The organism is Kitasatospora sp. NPDC101447, assembly GCF_044767225.1.
Taxonomy (GTDB): Bacteria; Actinomycetota; Actinomycetes; order Streptomycetales; family Streptomycetaceae; genus Kitasatospora.
Genome location: NZ_JBIWNL010000042.1, coordinates 19,355 through 35,403 on the forward strand (window position 1 = coordinate 19,355; position 16,049 = coordinate 35,403).

The following is a 16,049-nucleotide window of genomic DNA, read 5'->3' on the forward strand; positions in this document are numbered from 1 at the left end:
ACCAGCCCCCGCCCGGCGGCAAGCTTTGTTGCCACCCCAGCAAATCGGCCCGTCCGCCGGACGGCCCGGCTCAGCCGCCGCCGGACCCCGCTCGGCCCCGGGCCGGAGCGGCCGGGCGGGTCGGCCGCGTCCGGGCGGGTCGGCCGCGTCCGGGCGGGTGCTACCCCCGTGGGGCGGCGAAGGAGTGGACGGTGACCGTGCGGCCGGAGGGCCACTGCTGCTCACCACTGCCGAGGTGGGTCCAGCCGAGGCGGCGGTAGAGGGCCACGGCCGCGGTGTCCGTGGCCAGGACGTCGAGGACGGGGTGCAGGCCGAGCGCCCGCGCGTGCGCCACGGCGCAGGCGAGCAGGCGGGCACCGATGTGGTGGCCGCGCGCCGCGGGGTCGACGTAGAGCCGGCCGATCACGGCGGCGAGTTCCGGACGGCCGCCGGTGCGGTGGCTCCACCGGGTGGGGGCGAGATCACCCGGGGCGCTGCGGGTGAGGCCGACGTGGCCGGCGAGCCGGCCGTCCGACTCGGCGATCCAGGCGGCCAGCAGGCCGTCCGGGGTGAGCCAGGCGGCGGGGCGGTCGGGCCAGTCGACGGGGTACCCGTCGGCGCGGTGGACGTCGTCCAGCACCCGGACGCAGGCGACGAGGTCGTCACCGCGGCGCGGTCTGACCAGCACTCCCGCCCCGGACTGCGGAGAGTCGGACGCGACGACACTGGCGCGTTCTTCGAGGTCTGTCATGCCGGTACGTTACCGGCCGCCCCTCACCGTCGCAGCAGGTCGACGACCCCGGTCAGGTCCTCCTCGCCGACGCCGACCGCCAACCGGCGCTCCATCAACCGGAAGTAGGGCTCCAGCAGTTCGGCGCTCACGCCCTGCTCCTCGGCGGTGCGCAGCAGCGTGCCCTTGCCGGCCACCTGCATCGCCAGGTCGGACACCACGTCCTTGGTGTAGTCGCCGCTCTCCAGCTGCTCCGCGGTCCTGGCCACCGAGCCGGACATCGCGGTGAGCCAGCTCGCCAGCAGCGGCGCGAGGTCGCCCGGTGCCACGGCCTCGCCGCGGACCAGCGCGAAGGCGTGCGCGATCCCGGCGAACATGCCGTACATCGCGCTGAGCAGCGCCACGTCGTGCAGGGCCGCGTGCCCGGCGTCCGCGCCGACGTACCGGGTGCCGGCGGCATGGAAGGTGTCGATCCTCTGGGCCCTGGGCGAGCGCCCGAGGTGCCGCTTCGGCGAGCTGCGCCGGCAATTGCCGGGCATCACCGAGAAGGTGCTGGCCGCGCACCTGCGCGAGATGGAGGCGCACGGCATCGTGCACCGGGAGGCGTACGACGAGGTGCCGCCCCGGGTCGAGTACGCGCTGACCGAGGCCGGTCAGCGCCTCAACACGGCGCTGGGGCCATTGGGGGGCTGGGGGCGGGAACACGTCCTGGGCGGGGCGCCCCACCCCTCGTAGCACGGCCGGGCACCCGTCGTGGCGCGGCCGGGCCCCGCCCGGCCGCAGCTGCTACGCGATCGCGGCCGACACCACCGCCGCCACCGCGATGTTGCAGCTCGCCGACACCCACACCGCCGGGTGCGGCTCCGGCTCGACCAGGATCGCGCCGAGCTTGCCGGGCGTCAGCAGGTCCACCAGCCAGAACGCGACGGCCATCAGCACCAGCCCGAGCACGCCGTAACAGGCCGTCGAGATCAGGCCCTTGGCGAAGTCGGCGTAGGTGTACATGATCGCGGTGAACACGATGCCGCCGATGCCGAGCAGCGCGGAGCTGAGCAGGACCGCGGCGTTGCGGTTGCGCTCGACCCAGATCTGGTGGCCGAGCCGGCCGGGTGTGAGCACGTCCACCAGGCCGACGCCGAGGAGTAGCAGCACCACCCCGAGGGCTCCGTAGGCCGCCGCCGCGCCCAGCCCGTGCAGGATGTCGTTCATCGTGGTTCCAGCCCCCGGTCCGCTCTCGCCGTGCGCCCTCGACCGGCGGTCAGGGCCCCTCGACCGGCCTGGTCAAGGGGTGGCAAAAGATACCCCACACGGGTGAGAGGCGGACCGGGATCCGGAAACCCGGGTCGGGTCAGTCCTCCTCGTGCGCCAGGTGGTCGACGCAGGCCGCGACGGCCAGCAGCAGCCCGGTGTCCGCGCCGTCCGCGATCTCCACCCCGTAGGTGTCCCGGATCCGGAACCACTTGCGGCTGATCCGGGCCAGCTCGTCGCCGTGGTCGTTCTCGATCCGGTAGTCCTTGTCGATCAGGTTGCCGTGGATCTTCAGCTCGCCGCCGGAGGCCAGGTCCACCAGGTACTTGTCGCGGAACGGCGTGAACAGCTTCTCCCGGACGGTCGCGATCACCTCGCCGTCGGCGTCCTCGATCTTCATCGCGTCGCGGACGGTGAGCATCTTCTCCTTGACCACCGCGACCACCCGGTCGTTCGCGTCCCTCAGCTCGAAGGTGTGCCGCAGCCGCAGCACCTTGCCGTCCACCAGGTACGCCTTGTGTCCCCGGTCGTCCTCGATCCAGTAGTCGTCGCCGACCGCGAACAGCTTCTCCCTGACCAGATACCGCACCGCAGGACCTCCTCCGTGTTGACGTCGGCCCCATTCGACCCCGATCCCCCGCCCGGCGAAAAGCACCGCCACGAAGCACCCGCCGAAAACCCCGTCGCACGGCGGCACCCGCTCGCGTTCAATACCGCCATGAGCCCCGATCCGACCACCGTCCCGCTGCACGGCGAGCGCCTCGACCTGCTGCCGATCGCCGCCGAGCACGCCGGGGAGCTGGCGGCCGCGCTCGCCGATCCGGCCCTGCACGCCTTCACCGGCGGCCGGCCGGCGACGGCGGAGGAGATGCGCGCCCGCTGTGCCCGGCTGGCCGCCGGCTCCCCCGATCCGGCCGAGCGCTGGGGCAACTGGGTCCTGCGGCTGCGCGCCGACGGCGCCCTCGTCGGCTACGTGCAGGCCACCGTCCGCCCCGAGGAGACCGAGGTCGCCTGGGTGGTCGGCACGCCGTGGCAGCGCCGCGGCCTGGCCACCGAGGCGGCCCGCACCCTGCTGGCCCACCTCACCGCCGCCGGCGTCACCACCGCCGTCGCGCACATCCACCCGGACCACCGCGGTTCCCGCCGGGTCGCCCACGCCGTCGGCCTGCGTCCGACCGCCCACGTCCAGGACGGCGAGACCCGCTGGCAGGCCGACCTCACCCGCCCCGACCTCTTCCCGGACGTCATCGGCATGACGTTCGAGCACGCCGCCCGGCTGACCGCCGTCGCCGAGGAGTGCCGCCCGGTGCTCGCCGGGCAGGGCATGGAGGCGGTCCAGCGGCTGCTCGTCGAGCGCGAGGTGAGCATGATCTCCGCGATCCTGGTCACCCGGGTCCTGCTCGGCCCGTCCGGGGTCTCGCTCCACACGGCCCGGGAGGCCGTGGAGCTGAGCGCCGCCCGTCAGCCGGACCTCTGAACCCGGTGGGCCCGGAATGCGGACCCGGGCCGTGCGGTTTCATTGGGGCATGGCATCTCGTGCACGTGTACGCGCCCCCGAGCTCGTCGGGGCAGGCGGTTGGCTGAACACCGGCGGCAAGGAGCTCACGCTCGCCGACTTCCGGGGCAAGATCACCGTCCTGGACTTCTGGACCTTCTGCTGCATCAACTGTCTGCACGTCCTGGACGAGTTGCGGGAGCTGGAGGAGAAGCACCGCGACACCGTGGTGATCGTCGGGGTGCACTCGCCGAAGTTCGTGCACGAGGCCGACCACCAGGCCGTGGTGGACGCCGTCGCGCGGTACGAGGTGCACCACCCGGTGCTGGACGACCCGGCGCTGGCCACCTGGAAGCAGTACGCCGTCCGCGCCTGGCCGACGCTGGTGGTGATCGACCCGGAGGGCTACGTCGTCGCCCAGCACGCCGGTGAGGGCCACGCCCACGCGATCGCCCGCCTGGTCGAGGAGCTGGAGGCCGAGCACGCCGCCAAGGGCACGCTGCGCCGCGGCGACGGCCCGTACGTGGCGCCGGAGGCGACCGCGGGGGACCTCAAGTTCCCCGGCAAGGCGGTCCGGCTGCCGGGCGGCCACTTCCTGGTCGCCGACTCCGGCCACCACTCGCTGGTCGAGCTGGCCGAGGACGGCGAGACGGTGGTGCGCCGGATCGGCGACGGGCAGCGCGGCCTGGTGGACGGCACCAGCCCCCGGTTCAGCGAGCCGCAGGGCCTCGCGCTGCTGCCGGAGGGCCACCCCCACGACTACGACGTGATCGTCGCCGACACCGTCAACCACGCCCTGCGCGGCCTGCGGCTCGCCGACGGCAGCGTGACCACCCTGGCCGGCACCGGCCGCCAGTGGTGGCAGGGCTCGGCGACCGCGGGCCCGGCCCGCGAGGTGGACCTCTCCTCGCCGTGGGACGTCGCCTGGTTCGACGGCCGGGTGTGGATCGCGATGGCGGGCGTGCACCAGCTCTGGGCGTACGACCCGGCCACCGGCGAGGTCGGGGTCGCGGCCGGCACGACCAACGAGGGCCTGGTGGACGGTCCGGCCGCCGAGGCCTGGTTCGCCCAGCCGTCCGGCCTCGCGGTCTCCGCCGACGGCGGGAAGCTCTGGGTCGCCGACTCCGAGACCTCCGCGCTGCGCTCGGTTTCACGTGAAACCGGGACGGTCGAGACCGCCGTCGGCACCGGCCTGTTCGACTTCGGCCACCGCGACGGCGCGGCCGACCAGGCTCTGCTCCAGCACCCGCTGGGCGTCACCGTGCTGCCGGACGGCTCGGTCGCCGTCAGCGACACCTACAACCACGCGCTGCGCCGCTACGACCCGGCGACCGGCGAGGTCAGCACGCTGGCCACCGACCTGCGCGAGCCCTCCGGCGCGGTGCTGGTGGACGACGACATCGTGGTGGTCGAGTCGGCCCGGCACCGGCTGACCAGGCTGCGGCTGCCGGAGGAGGCGGTGCGGGTCGAGTCGGTGGCGCACCGCACCCAGCGCGCGGCCACCGAGGTCGCGCCGGGCGCCCTCCGGCTGGACGTGGTCTTCTCGGCCCCGAGCGGGCAGAAGCTGGACGAGCGCTACGGCCCGTCCACCCGGCTGCTGGTCAGCGCGACCCCGCCCGAGCTGCTGGTCTCCGGCGCCGGCGCGGACAGCGACCTCTCCCGCGAGCTGGTGCTCTCCGACGAGGTCGCCGAGGGCGTGCTGCACGTCTCGGCGATGGCGGCCTCCTGCGACGACGACCCGGAGATCGAGTTCCCGGCCTGCCACGTGCACCAGCAGGACTGGGGCGTGCCGGTGAAGCTGGTCGCCGACGGCGCCCGCCGCCTCCCGCTGGTCCTCGCCGGGATGGAGTGACCCCGGCCCGCGACGACGACGGGGCCCGGCGGAGAGCGTTCCTCCGCCGGGCCCCGGTCGTACCGGAGGAGGGGCTCAGCCCTCCAGGAAGGCCTTGATCGCGCTCGCCAGCAGGTACGGGTCCTCCGCGCCGCACAGCTCGCGCGCCGAGTGCATGGAGAGCGCCGCGATGCCGCAGTCCACCGTCCTGATGCCCAGCCGCGCCGCCGTGATCGGGCCGATCGTCGTACCGCAGGGCATCGCGTTGTTGGACACGAAGCTCTGCCACGGCACGCCCGCCTTCTCGCAGGCGGCCACGAACACCGCCCGGCCGACGCCGTCGGTCGCGTAGCGGTTGTTGACGTTGACCTTGAGGATCGGCCCGCCGTTCGGCAGCGGGTGGTGGCCCGGCTCGTGCCGCTCGCTGTAGTTCGGGTGGACGGCGTGGCCCATGTCCGAGGAGAGGCAGACGGTGCCGGCCAGCGCCCGGGCGCGGTCCTCCAGGGAGCCGCCGCGGGCGTGGATCGTGCGGTCCAGGACGTTGCCGAGCAGCGGGCTCTGCGCGCCGGTGTCGGACTCGCTGCCGGTCTCCTCGTGGTCGAAGGCGGCCAGCACCGGGATGTACGGCAGCTCGGTGGCGTCGGCGGCGGTGGCGACGGCGGCGAGCGCCGCGGTGGCGGCGTGCACCGAGAGCAGGTTGTCCAGGCGCGGCCCGGCCAGCAGCTCGCGGTCCCGGCCGAGGTAGGAGGCGGGCTGGACGTCGTGCGTCATGAGGTCCCAGCCGACCACGTCGTCGACGGCCAGGCCGGCCCGCTCGGCGACGTAGGAGATCAGCGCGCCCTCGTCGACCGGGCCGAGGCCCCAGATCGGGGTGAGGTGGCGCTGGCGGTCCAGCTTCATGCCGTCGTTGACCTGGCGGTCCAGGTGGATGGCGAGCTGCGGCACGCGCAGCAGCGGCTCGTCCAGCTGGACGAGCCGCGCGGTGCCGTCCTTGAGCGCGAGTCTGCCGGAGATGCCGAGGTCGCGGTCCAGCCAGCTGTTCAGCGGCACGCCGCCGTAGATCTCCACCGCGACCTGCCGCCAGCCGGCCGAGCCGGTGTCCGGCAGCGGCTTGACCCGCAGGTTGGGCGAGTCGGTGTGGGTGCCGACGATCCGGAACGGGGTCTCGGGGCCCGCTCCCTCGGGGAGGTACCAGGCGATCAGCGCACCGCCGCGGATCAGGTAGCGCCCGCCGGCGGCGCCGTCCCAGGCGTCCGTCTCGGCGACCTGCCGGAAGCCCGCCTTCTCCAGCCGCTCCGCGGCGCTCGCGACCGCGTGGTACGGGGACGGCGAGGTACCGAGGAAGGCGATCAGATCGTCGCTGTGCGTCCGGTCGAAGAATGCCTGTCGGGCGGCGGTCGACATACTGCTCCTGGGTCGAGGGAGGGCCGAAGCCGGATGGGGAGTCGGCTTCGCACCTTGAGCATATGCCCGTACACGGACAGGGCATTCGGAAGCATCCCAACCGTTCTCGACCGCGAACCGGCCACAACACCCGGTGTCCGCACGGCGGATAGTCCCTGGTCGCGCACGGTCGTCGGAGCGCGTGCAGGGCGCCGGCAGGGCGTCGGCAGGGCGTCGGAAACGCGTCGGCGGGGTACCTCCGACGCGGCGGCCCGGCGCCGGCGGCACGGCGGCCGGGCGCGCACCGGGGCATGTGACGGTCCGGCGGAAGCGGCCGGGCGCAGCCCCCGGGCAACACCGAAGGGCCCGGTGGCAGCCGGGCCCTTCGGTGTGAGGGTGTGTCAGGCGGTCGGAAGGGTGGTGGCCTTAGAAGGCCTCCTCCGCCAGCTCCATGATCTCGTTGTCGATGCCCTCGGCGATCACGCGCTGCGGCGCGACGGTCGGCAGGACGTTCTTGGCGAAGAAGCGGGCGGCCGCGACCTTGCCCTGGTAGAACGGGACGTCCTTCTCCGAGGCGCCGGCCTCCAGCTTGGCCAGGGCCACCGCGGCCTGGCGCAGCAGCAGCCAGCCGACGACGACGTCGCCGGAGACCATCAGCAGGCGGGTGGTGTTGAGGCCCACCTTGTACATGTTCTTGACGTCCTGCTCGACCGAGGTCAGGTCGGCCAGCAGCTTGCCGACGATGGCCTCCAGGTCGCCCGCGGCCTTGGCGAGCAGCTCGCGCTCGGCGGCCAGGGCGTCGCCGCCGGCGGCGGAGCCGAGGAACTTCTGGATCTGCTCGGACAGCGCGGTGAGCGCCTGGCCGCCGTCCTTGACGATCTTGCGGAAGAAGAAGTCCTGGCCCTGGATGGCGGTGGTGCCCTCGTACAGGGTGTCGATCTTGGCGTCGCGGATGTACTGCTCGATCGGGTACTCCTGCAGGTAGCCGGAGCCACCGAAGGTCTGCAGGGACTGGGCGAGCTGCTCGTAGGACTTCTCCGAGCCGTAGCCCTTGACGATCGGCAGGAGCAGGTCGTTCAGGCGCTCGGAGGCCTCGTCGTGCTCGCCGCGCAGCTTGGCGGCCATCATGTCGTCCTGGGTGGACGCGGTGAACAGCACCAGCGCGCGCATGCCCTCGGCGTAGGCCTTCTGGGTCAGCAGCGAGCGGCGCACGTCCGGGTGGTGGGTGATGGTGACGCGCGGGGCGGTCTTGTCCAGGAACTGCGAGATGTCGGCACCCTGCACGCGCTCCTTGGCGTACTCCAGGGCGTTCAGGTAGCCGGTGGAGAGGGTGGCGATGGCCTTCGTGCCGACCATCATGCGGGCGAACTCGATGATCTTGAACATCTGGCGGATGCCGTCGACCTTCTCGCCGAGCAGCCAGCCCTTGGCCGGGTGCTTGGCACCGAAGGTCATCTCGCAGGTGTTCGAGGCCTTGAGGCCCATCTTGTGCTCGACGTTGGTGGCGTAGACGCCGTTGCGCTCGCCGAGCTCGCCGGTCTCCCAGTCGAAGTCGAACTTCGGGACGATGAAGAGGCCCAGGCCCTTGGTGCCCGGCTTGCCGCCCTCGGGGCGGGCCAGGACCATGTGGATGATGTTCTCGGACATGTCGTGCTCGCCCGAGGTGATGAAGCGCTTCACGCCCTCGATGTGCCAGGAGCCGTCCTCCTGCTGGATCGCCTTGGTGCGGCCGGCGCCCACGTCGGAGCCCGCGTCGGGCTCGGTGAGGACCATCGTGGAGCCCCACAGGCGGTCGGTCATCCGCTTGGCGACCTCCAGCTGCTCCGGGGTGCCCTCCTCGGCGATGACGCCGGCGAAGGCCGGGCCGGAGGAGTACATCCAGATGGCCGGGTTCGAGCCCAGGATCTGCTCGGCGAAGGCCCAGATCAGCGAGTTCGGGGTGACCTGGCCACCGATCGACTCCGGGATGCCCAGACGCCACCACTCGGCGTCCATGAAGGTCTGGTAGCTCTTCTTGAAGGTGGCCGGGATCGGGGCGGTGTTGGTCTCCGGGTCGAAGACCGGCGGGTTGCGGTCGGCGTCGACGAAGGACGCGGCGAGGTCGTTCTCGGCCAGGCGCGAGATCTCGCTCAGGATGTTCTTCGCGGTCTCGACGTCCATGTCCGCGAACGGTCCGGTGCCGTAGACCTGCTCGCGGCCGAACACCTCGAAGAGGTTGAACTCCACGTCCCGCAGGTTGGACTTGTAGTGACCCATGGCCGTTTTCTCCGGTTCGTCGCTTCCGGGAGACCGCCGCGTTCGGGCGTCCCGTACCCACCAGTAGGCATCATGATGCTACCCAGCGGTAACTTGGGCAAGCCCTCGACGGTGAATCCGCTATGAACGTGGTCACGTCCCACAGTCGGGGCGACCACTCCTTGTCAGGATCGGCGCCAGCGCGGGCGGGTGCGCTCCCGCTAGCCTGTCCGTGTGTACGGATATGACCAGAACGCATACCCGGGAGACCCCTACCAGCAGCAGGCGGGTCCGCAGCCGGGCATGAACGGCATGCCCGGACCCGACGCCTACGGCGCGCAGGCGCCGGGGTCGCAGCAGTCCCTCTACCCGGAACCCTCCCCGCCGTCGCTGGCGGACGCCGTCCGGGCCTTCACCACCGGCTCGATGGCGGTCGAGGACTTCCAGGCGATCTTCATCACCTCGAAGGTGCACTGCCCGCGCGGCGACCGCCCCGGCTTCCTCGCGCTGCACAACACCCCGACGCCGGTGATCCCGATGTTCAGCTCGCTGAAGGAGCTGCGCCGCTACGCCGGCAAGGACTCCAAGCACTTCACCGTCACCGGCGCCGAGGTCCTGGACCTGCTGCCGACCGGCTACGGCTTCGCGCTGGACATGGAGGGCGAGCACCGGATGGTGTTCGACGCCAAGGCCGTCGAGCAGATGGTCGACTTCACCATGCGCCGCATGTACGGCTGACGGCCGCCCCCGACGTACGGCCGCCCCCGACCGGCGACCACCCCGACGCACGGCCGCCCCGCGGTGCGCCGGACCCGCGCCCGACCCATCCTGGAGAAAGAGGAGCCGCGCTCCTCCGTCGACATATGGTTCAACTTTCAACTTGCTTGTTGTTGAGGATTGAACTAATCTCGTGGACGTAGGCCGCAGAACACCCCCTCGAAGGAGGCCGACATGCCCGCCGTGACCGTCGACAACCCGCTGACCCTCCCGCGCGTCACCACGCCGGACGCCGCCGTCACGAGCGCCCGCCCGGTCCGCACCGTGGTCACCGCCCCCGAGGGCTACGAGGGCGAGGGCTTCCCCGTCCGCCGCGCCTTCGCCAAGATCGACACCAAGTACCTCGACCCGTTCATCATGATGGACCAGATGGGTGAGGTGGACTACGCGGCCGGAGAGCCCAAGGGCACCCCCTGGCACCCGCACCGCGGCTTCGAGACCGTCACCTACATCATCGACGGCACCTTCGTGCACCAGGACTCGCACGGCGGCGGCGGCGTCATCACCGACGGCGACACCCAGTGGATGACGGCGGGCTCCGGCCTGCTGCACATCGAGACCCCGCCGGAGTCGCTGGTGATGTCCGGCGGCCTCTTCCACGGCCTCCAGCTGTGGGTGAACCTGCCCGCCTCGGACAAGATGATCGCCCCCAAGTACCAGGACATCCGCGGCGGCAGCGTCAAGCTCCTCAGCACCGAGGACGGCGGCGCCCTGCTGCGGGTGATCGCCGGCGAGCTCGACGGCCACCAGGGGCCCGGCGCCACCCACACGCCGATCACCATGATCCACGCCTCGGTCAGCCCCGGCGCCCAGATCACCCTGCCCTGGCGCTCCGACTTCAACGCCCTCGCCTACGGCCTGGCCGGCAAGGGCTCGGCCGGCGCCGAGCGCCGCCCGTTCGGCACGGGCCAGGCGGTCCTGTTCGGCGACGGCGACTCGATCACCATCCGCGCCGACGAGAGCCAGGACTCCCGGAACGCCAACTTCGAGGTCGTGCTGCTCGGCGGCCTGCCGATCCGCGAGCCGGTCGCCTGGTACGGGCCGTTCGTGATGAACAGCCACCGCGAACTGCAGCAGGCCATGGAGGACTTCCAGGCCGGCCGCCTCGGCACCGTCCCGGCCTCCGGGAAGTAGGCCCGACCGGTGGCTCCGGCCACCGGTACGGCGGGTCGGCCGAAGGTCCCGCCTTCGGCCGACCCGCCGTCGCTTTGCACGGACCCGCCGTCATACGGACCCGCCGTCGCGACGGCGGGTCCGGTCGTCTACAGCAGCGCGTACACGGCCGACGCGTCGTCGTGGGCCTTGCCGCGCGGCCAGCGCTCACAGGCGGCGTCCGCCCGTTCCACCGCGCGGACCTGGGCGATCAGCTCGCCCGGGCCCGACTCCGCGAGCAGCCGCAGCACATCGCCCCAACTGCCCAGCCCGAAGCGCTCGGTGAAGCGCGAGGCGCCGTCGGTGAGGGCGGCCAGCGCGTGCAGCCGGTCGAGCCGGACGAAGCCGGTCTCGGCGTGCTCGGCCGCGCGCGGGCTGGCGGCCGCGATCCACGGGCCCTTGCCCCGGTTGCGGGCGGCGCGGACGGCCAGCGCGTACTCCAGGTGCAGCGCCGCCCGCTCGGCCGAGCCGGGCACGGTCGCCCAGATCTGGCGGCGCAGCTCCTCCCCGCCGGGGAAGCGCTGGTTGTCCCCGATCACCTTCGGCGGGCCGTCCTTGAACTCCAGCACCAGCAGCGAGTCGCCGAGCACCAGGTACTCCAGCGCCTCGCCGTGCCGCCGGGCCGCGACCACCATCGCGGCGGGCGTGTTGGCGTGGGCCAGGTCGCAACGGCCGCCGTGCAGCGCGGCCGTCTCCGCGATGGCGTCGGCCAGGCACTCGGCGATCGAGCGGTCCGCCCGGTCGGTGAGCCGGGCGAGCAGGTGCACGCCCAGCCGGCGGACGTACCAGGCCGTCCCGTGCCGGCACCCGGACTCCAGGCCGGCCGGCGAACTCGCGCCGTCCAGCAGGACCAGCGCCTCCGGCGAGGCCGCCGCGAAGTCCTCGCTCTCCCGGTCGGGCCGCCGTGCTTCCCCTGCGAGCTGTAGCTGCATCCCGACAGTGTGGCCGCCGCCACCGGCCCGCGCCCAGACCCCTGCGCCGGTGGGCGCCGGGCCGGGGCCCGGCGCCCGGTGGCAGCCGGGGTGATTCGGCCATACCGTCGGAAAGTGACCGGACAATTCGGCCAATCGGGGCGGGTCGGGTTTGGGATCACCTTCGGGTGCCCGGGCGGCCCGTGACTGACGAGGAGCGGAAGATGTTCTGGCAGTTCATCGTGGTGGTGGCCGCCTCGCTCGGCTTTCCGACGGCCGCACTGCTGTACCTGATCGGCGGTCCGCGCTTCCCGGACGAGCAGCGCGACCAGAGCTGAGCTGACCTACCCCTTCCAGGCGGGATCGCGGCCGAGCAGCGCCAGCACCCGCTCGAACCGGCCCGTGCCGTCCCCGGGCCGCAGGCCGGGACGGAAGGCCCGGCCCGGCGCCCGCGCCTCCGGGGTGTCCGGGACGGCGTCCGTCACCGCTTCCAGGACCGACAGCAGTTCCCCGTCGCCCTCCACCCGCTCGACCAGCCGGTCCTGCGTGCCGAGCGCGGCGGCGAGGTCCCAGCCGTGCACCAGGGTGTCGAGCAGGTGGAAGCCCACCGCCCGGTCGAGCGGGAAGGGGCCGCCGTCGCGGATCTCGGGCAGCCAGAGCGCCCGGCCCGCCGCGGCCGCGTCCCGGAACGCGGCGGTGAGTTCGGTGCCCGTCCGACGCACCGTGCCCGCCGGGTCCGGTCCGACCGGGACGGGCGCGAAGAGCGCCGGATCCGGGCCTGCCCCGCGCGCGGCAGCCGCGAAGCCGTGGCGCTGCCCGATCTCGTGCGCCAGCAGGTGGCGCAGCGTCCAGCCGGCGCACGGGGTCGGCAGGTCCAGCTGCTCCGGCCGGACGCCGTCGACCACCTCGACGGCCAACTCCAGTGAGCGTGCGTGCAGTTCGACGAGCTCGACGATCTCCATGCGGTCGAGGGTACTCATCCGGCCGCGACCTCCAGGCCCGCGGCCAGGAATCCGGCCACCCGGTCGACGACGGTCGGCTCCGCGATGATCCGGCGGTGGCCGAGCCCCCGGGTGACCACCAGGTCGAGTCGCTCCCCGTACGCCCTCCGGAGCCGGTGCGCCTGGCCCAGCGGGACGACGTCGTCGTCCTCGTCGTGCACCACCAGGACCGGCAGGTCGACCTCCGCAGCCCGGCGGGCCGCGTCGTAGCGCTCCCAGCCACCGGCGTCCCCGCCGAACAGCTCGCGCTCGATCCGGGCCCGCAGCGCCCCCTCGACCTCGGCGTTCAGGCCGAGCCCGGCGCAGAACGCGGCCGGGAAGAAGCCGACCCGGGACACCCCGGCGACGGCCGCCAGCCGGCCCGCCCGCAGGCCGTCGGCCAGTGCCCCGAAGGCGGCGCAGACGCCCAGCGAGTGCGCGACGACGGCCTCGAACGGCCCGTACCGCTCCTGGAGCCGCAACGCCAGCTCGCGGAACTCCGGCACGCCGGTGGTCCGGCCGCCGGAGTCGCCGTGGCCCGGCGCGTCGAAAGAGACGGCGCTGAGGCCGAGCTCCTGCAGCCGGGGCACCAGGGGCGCGTACCGGGAGGCCCGGGAGCGCCAGCCGTGCAGCAGCAGGACCGGCCGCTCGCCGCTGCCCCAGCGGTAGCCCACCACCGGCTTGCCGTTCACGGTGAGCCGCTCGGTGACGGCCCGTCGGTGGACCTCCGCCTCCGAGGGTCGCACCCGGCTGCGCCGCAACGGGTGCACGAACAGCTGGTAGGCGGCCCGCCCGGCCGCGCCGGGGGCGATGCGGGCGGCGGGGTTGAGGACGGTGCGGATCAGTGCCTTCGGTGCCATCGGTGCCTGGGCCGGGGCCATCGGGTCTCCCTGTCGTACGGACGGGTGTTCCTGGCGGGGTGGGGCCGTGGTGCTCGCGCTCGCGGCGAGATATTAGCACGACCGTTCGTGCAGTTTTAGGGACAGTTCCACGGGCGCGGACCCGCCCACGCACTACCCTGGGCGACACGCACAGCGACGAGAACGGGGGCGGACGATGGCCCGAACGACCACGGACGGACGGGTCCTGCGCGGCGAGGAGACCCGCCGGGCGGTCCTGCACCGCGCCGTCGGCATCGCCTCCATCGAAGGCCTGGACGCGCTCTCCATCGGCCGGCTGGCCACCGACCTCGGACTCAGCAAGAGCGGCGTCTTCGCCGGCTTCGGTTCCAAGGAGGAGCTGCAGCTCGCCACCGTCCGCGCCGCCCGCCGGATCTTCGCCGACGCCGTCGTCGCCCCGGTCGCCGACACCCCGCCCGGCCTCCCCCGGGCCCGCGCCCTGTGCGAGGGCTGGCTCGGCTACTCGCGCGCCCGGGTCTTCCCGGGCGGCTGCTTCTTCCACGAGGTCACCGCCGAGTTCGACGCCCGCCCCGGCGCCGTCCGGGACGCCCTGGCCGACTGTGCCCGGGAGTGGTCCGACACGATCGTCGAGGCCCTCGCCGAAGCCCGCACCGCCGGCACCCTGCGCCCGGACACCGACCTCGGGGACCTCGCCTTCGCCCTGATCGCGGTCCTGGAGGCGGCCAACTCCCAGGCCGTGCTGCACGACGAGACCACCCCGTACGAACGGGCCGGCCGCCTCCTGCTGCGCCTGCTGCGCGCCGAGGCCGCCGACCCGGCCGACCCGGCGCTCGCCTAACGCTCTGCCAGCACCCGCTCCAGCTCCGCCGCCTGGGCCAGCAGGCGCTCGTCCCCGCCCTCCGCACCGACCACCTGGAGGCCCAGCGGCAGCCCGCCCGGCGTCCGCCCGGCCGGCAGGCTCAGCGCCGGCCGGCCCAGGAAGCTCCACGGCAGCGACATCACCGCGTCGCCGGTGCCGTGCAGGCCCTCCGGCGCCCCGCCGGTCGCCGAGGGCGCCAGCCACAGGTCCACCCCGGCCTCCGCACCCGCCCCGGCCACCCGCTCGCGCAGCCGCTCCCGGAACCGCAGCCCGGCCGCCCGGTCCTCGGGCGCGACGCCCCGGCCGACCCGGATGCCCGCCACCGTCTCCGGCCGGTAGAGGCCGCCGAACCGGGCGAACCAGTCGGCGTGGCTCCGGGCCATCTCGAAGCGGTTGACCGTCTGCAACCGCCGCCCGACCTCGTCGAAGTCGGGGAACAGCTCGACCCGGCGCACCGTCAGCCCGGCCCGCGCCAGCCGCTCCAGCTGCTCCTCGAAGGCGCGCAGCGCGGCCGGCTCGGCGTGCTCCAGGTACGTCCCGTCCGGCACCCCGAGCACGGGCACCGCACCGTCCGCCACCGGCCGCCAGTCGTCGCAGAGCAGCGGGGCCGCCAGCGCCGCGCCCGCCAGGTCGGCGGTGAACACCCCCAGGGTGTCGAGGCTCGGCGCGTTCGGGATCACGCCGTCGACCGGGATCCGCCCGTACGTCGGCCGGAAGCCCACCACGCCGCAGTACGCGGCCGGGCGGATCACCGAGCCGACGGTCTGGGTGCCGACCGCGAGCGGCACCAGCCCCGCCGCGACGGCCGCCGCCGAACCGCTGCTGGAGCCGCCCGGCGTGTGCCCCGGATGGTGCGGGTTGCGGGTCGGCCCGGGGGCGCTCGCCGCGAACTCGGCGGTCACCGTCTTGCCCGCGACCAGCGCCCCCGCCGCGCGCAGCCGGTCCACCACCGCGGCCTGCGGCCCGGCCAGCACCCCGGGCGGCAGCGCCGACCCGCCGTGCGTGGGCAGCCCGTCCACGTGCACGACGTCCTTGACCCCCACCGCCACGCCGTACAGCGGCGGCCGCCCGGCCGGGTCCGGGTACCGCGCGGCCAGCTCCCCCGCCTGCGCCCGCAGCCGGTCGTGGCGCCCGGGCTCCGGCACGAACGCGTGGATCAGCGGATCCACCCGCTCGACCAGCGCGCAGAAGCGGTCGACGTACTCGGGCAGTCCCGGGCGGCCCGCGCGCAGCCCGGCGGCGTCGCCGGCCAACGACCGCGGCCGGACGAGGGGCTCCTCCATGCCGGGCAACGCCGGACCGGCGGCTACGGGTGCTCGGCCGACAGGTACGGCGCCTCGCGCAGGAAGTACGCCCCGCAGGTGTGGCAGCACAGCTCCGGGGTCTTCCCCCAGTCCACCGCGTCCCGCACCGGCGCCTGCGGATCGAGCTCCCGGCCGCACATCGCCACGCTCTCCTCGCCCCGGACCACGTGCCACAGCCGTACCCCCTCGGCCGCACCGCCGGCGCCGTACTCGGCTCGCATCTGGTGCTTCATGCCCCCCATCGTCCGGCTCGCCCCCACCCCCGGCAACCCGGGAGGAGGACGCCCCGCCGACGCCCGCGAAGG

The 16,049-nt window shown here is 73.8% G+C and carries 15 protein-coding genes and 2 pseudogenes; 6 read left to right on the top strand and 11 right to left on the bottom strand.

What is annotated here, in order from left to right; genetic code table 11:
- Positions 1-160 precede the first annotated feature (160 nt).
- The gene (locus tag ACIRST_RS36280; protein ID WP_402807927.1) at positions 161-730 is read right to left on the bottom strand and encodes a GNAT family N-acetyltransferase; all 570 of its coding nucleotides are present in this window, start codon (positions 728-730) and stop codon (positions 161-163) included.
- Positions 731-753: 23 nt separating this feature from the next.
- Positions 754-1,164: pseudogene (locus ACIRST_RS36285) on the bottom strand (NAD(P)-dependent oxidoreductase); the annotation flags it as partial.
- Between ACIRST_RS36285 and ACIRST_RS36290 the strand changes: the two are divergent.
- Positions 1,085-1,444 carry a winged helix-turn-helix transcriptional regulator gene (locus tag ACIRST_RS36290; protein WP_402807930.1) on the top strand — a complete coding sequence of 120 codons (360 nt, stop codon included), beginning with the start codon at positions 1,085-1,087 and terminating at the stop codon, positions 1,442-1,444. The pseudogene ACIRST_RS36285 and the gene ACIRST_RS36290 overlap by 80 nt on opposite strands.
- A 51-nt stretch (positions 1,445-1,495) precedes the next feature.
- Here ACIRST_RS36290 and ACIRST_RS36295 read toward each other — a convergent pair whose 3' ends face one another.
- Positions 1,496-1,918 carry a DUF350 domain-containing protein gene (locus tag ACIRST_RS36295; protein WP_350523740.1) on the bottom strand — a complete coding sequence of 141 codons (423 nt, stop codon included), beginning with the start codon at positions 1,916-1,918 and terminating at the stop codon, positions 1,496-1,498.
- 139 nt (positions 1,919-2,057) lie between these two features.
- Positions 2,058-2,546, bottom strand: a complete 489-nt coding sequence (locus ACIRST_RS36300; RefSeq protein WP_350523739.1) for an LURP-one-related family protein — start codon at positions 2,544-2,546, stop codon at positions 2,058-2,060.
- Between the two features lie 129 nt (positions 2,547-2,675).
- On the opposite strand from ACIRST_RS36300, the pseudogene ACIRST_RS36305 reads away from it, so the two are divergent.
- Together ACIRST_RS36305 and ACIRST_RS36310 are read left to right on the top strand one after the other, a co-directional pair.
- Positions 2,676-3,176: pseudogene (locus ACIRST_RS36305) on the top strand (GNAT family N-acetyltransferase); the annotation flags it as partial.
- 307 nt (positions 3,177-3,483) lie between these two features.
- Complete coding sequence (locus tag ACIRST_RS36310) at positions 3,484-5,304, top strand: NHL domain-containing thioredoxin family protein (RefSeq protein WP_402807934.1); 1,821 nt, start codon at positions 3,484-3,486, stop codon at positions 5,302-5,304.
- A gap of 75 nt (positions 5,305-5,379) precedes the next feature.
- Here ACIRST_RS36310 and ACIRST_RS36315 read toward each other — a convergent pair whose 3' ends face one another.
- Positions 5,380-6,687: a M18 family aminopeptidase gene (locus ACIRST_RS36315; RefSeq protein WP_350523737.1), complete on the bottom strand. Its 1,308-nt coding sequence runs from the start codon at positions 6,685-6,687 to the stop codon at positions 5,380-5,382.
- Between the two features lie 405 nt (positions 6,688-7,092).
- A complete protein-coding gene (locus ACIRST_RS36320; RefSeq protein ID WP_350523736.1) occupies positions 7,093-8,922 on the bottom strand; it encodes an acyl-CoA dehydrogenase in 1,830 nt (609 codons plus the stop codon).
- Between the two features lie 213 nt (positions 8,923-9,135).
- Here ACIRST_RS36320 and ACIRST_RS36325 point away from each other — a divergent pair, with 213 nt between their 5' ends.
- Together ACIRST_RS36325 and ACIRST_RS36330 are read left to right on the top strand one after the other, a co-directional pair.
- Positions 9,136-9,639 (top strand): SseB family protein, encoded by a 504-nt coding sequence (locus tag ACIRST_RS36325; protein WP_396551162.1) that lies wholly within the window; start codon positions 9,136-9,138, stop codon positions 9,637-9,639.
- A 213-nt stretch (positions 9,640-9,852) separates the two neighbouring features.
- Positions 9,853-10,812 (top strand): pirin family protein, encoded by a 960-nt coding sequence (locus ACIRST_RS36330; RefSeq protein ID WP_396551161.1) that lies wholly within the window; start codon positions 9,853-9,855, stop codon positions 10,810-10,812.
- Positions 10,813-10,940: 128 nt separating this feature from the next.
- Here the strand turns inward: ACIRST_RS36330 and ACIRST_RS36335 are convergent, their stop codons facing one another.
- The 3 genes from ACIRST_RS36335 to ACIRST_RS36345 form a co-directional block, all read right to left on the bottom strand.
- Positions 10,941-11,762, bottom strand: coding sequence for an integrase (locus tag ACIRST_RS36335; protein WP_350523734.1), 822 nt, complete (start codon positions 11,760-11,762; stop codon positions 10,941-10,943).
- A gap of 323 nt (positions 11,763-12,085) precedes the next feature.
- A complete protein-coding gene (locus tag ACIRST_RS36340) occupies positions 12,086-12,703 on the bottom strand; it encodes a TIGR03086 family metal-binding protein (protein ID WP_350523733.1) in 618 nt (205 codons plus the stop codon).
- 14 nt (positions 12,704-12,717) lie between these two features.
- Positions 12,718-13,602, bottom strand: coding sequence for an alpha/beta hydrolase (locus ACIRST_RS36345; protein ID WP_402807938.1), 885 nt, complete (start codon positions 13,600-13,602; stop codon positions 12,718-12,720).
- 175 nt (positions 13,603-13,777) lie between these two features.
- Here ACIRST_RS36345 and ACIRST_RS36350 point away from each other — a divergent pair, with 175 nt between their 5' ends.
- Positions 13,778-14,419, top strand: a complete 642-nt coding sequence (locus ACIRST_RS36350) for a TetR/AcrR family transcriptional regulator (protein WP_402807941.1) — start codon at positions 13,778-13,780, stop codon at positions 14,417-14,419.
- Here ACIRST_RS36350 and ACIRST_RS36355 read toward each other — a convergent pair.
- A complete protein-coding gene (locus ACIRST_RS36355; protein WP_402807944.1) occupies positions 14,416-15,723 on the bottom strand; it encodes an amidase in 1,308 nt (435 codons plus the stop codon). The genes ACIRST_RS36350 and ACIRST_RS36355 overlap by 4 nt on opposite strands.
- A gap of 23 nt (positions 15,724-15,746) precedes the next feature.
- Positions 15,747-15,977 carry a hypothetical protein gene (locus ACIRST_RS36360; protein WP_350523729.1) on the bottom strand — a complete coding sequence of 77 codons (231 nt, stop codon included), beginning with the start codon at positions 15,975-15,977 and terminating at the stop codon, positions 15,747-15,749.
- Between the last annotated feature and the right edge of the window lie 72 nt (positions 15,978-16,049).

Coding starts and splice junctions, on each gene's coding strand:
- ACIRST_RS36280 (WP_402807927.1), bottom strand. CDS start 730: ATGACAGACCTCGAAGAACGCGCCAGTGTCGTCGCGTCCGACTCTCCG.
- ACIRST_RS36290 (WP_402807930.1), top strand. CDS start 1,085: ATGCCGTACATCGCGCTGAGCAGCGCCACGTCGTGCAGGGCCGCGTGC.
- ACIRST_RS36295 (WP_350523740.1), bottom strand. CDS start 1,918: ATGAACGACATCCTGCACGGGCTGGGCGCGGCGGCGGCCTACGGAGCC.
- ACIRST_RS36310 (WP_402807934.1), top strand. CDS start 3,484: ATGGCATCTCGTGCACGTGTACGCGCCCCCGAGCTCGTCGGGGCAGGC.
- ACIRST_RS36315 (WP_350523737.1), bottom strand. CDS start 6,687: ATGTCGACCGCCGCCCGACAGGCATTCTTCGACCGGACGCACAGCGAC.
- ACIRST_RS36320 (WP_350523736.1), bottom strand. CDS start 8,922: ATGGGTCACTACAAGTCCAACCTGCGGGACGTGGAGTTCAACCTCTTC.
- ACIRST_RS36330 (WP_396551161.1), top strand. CDS start 9,853: ATGCCCGCCGTGACCGTCGACAACCCGCTGACCCTCCCGCGCGTCACC.
- ACIRST_RS36335 (WP_350523734.1), bottom strand. CDS start 11,762: ATGCAGCTACAGCTCGCAGGGGAAGCACGGCGGCCCGACCGGGAGAGC.
- ACIRST_RS36340 (WP_350523733.1), bottom strand. CDS start 12,703: ATGGAGATCGTCGAGCTCGTCGAACTGCACGCACGCTCACTGGAGTTG.
- ACIRST_RS36345 (WP_402807938.1), bottom strand. CDS start 13,602: ATGGCCCCGGCCCAGGCACCGATGGCACCGAAGGCACTGATCCGCACC.
- ACIRST_RS36350 (WP_402807941.1), top strand. CDS start 13,778: ATGGCCCGAACGACCACGGACGGACGGGTCCTGCGCGGCGAGGAGACC.
- ACIRST_RS36355 (WP_402807944.1), bottom strand. CDS start 15,723: ATGGAGGAGCCCCTCGTCCGGCCGCGGTCGTTGGCCGGCGACGCCGCC.
- ACIRST_RS36360 (WP_350523729.1), bottom strand. CDS start 15,977: ATGAAGCACCAGATGCGAGCCGAGTACGGCGCCGGCGGTGCGGCCGAG.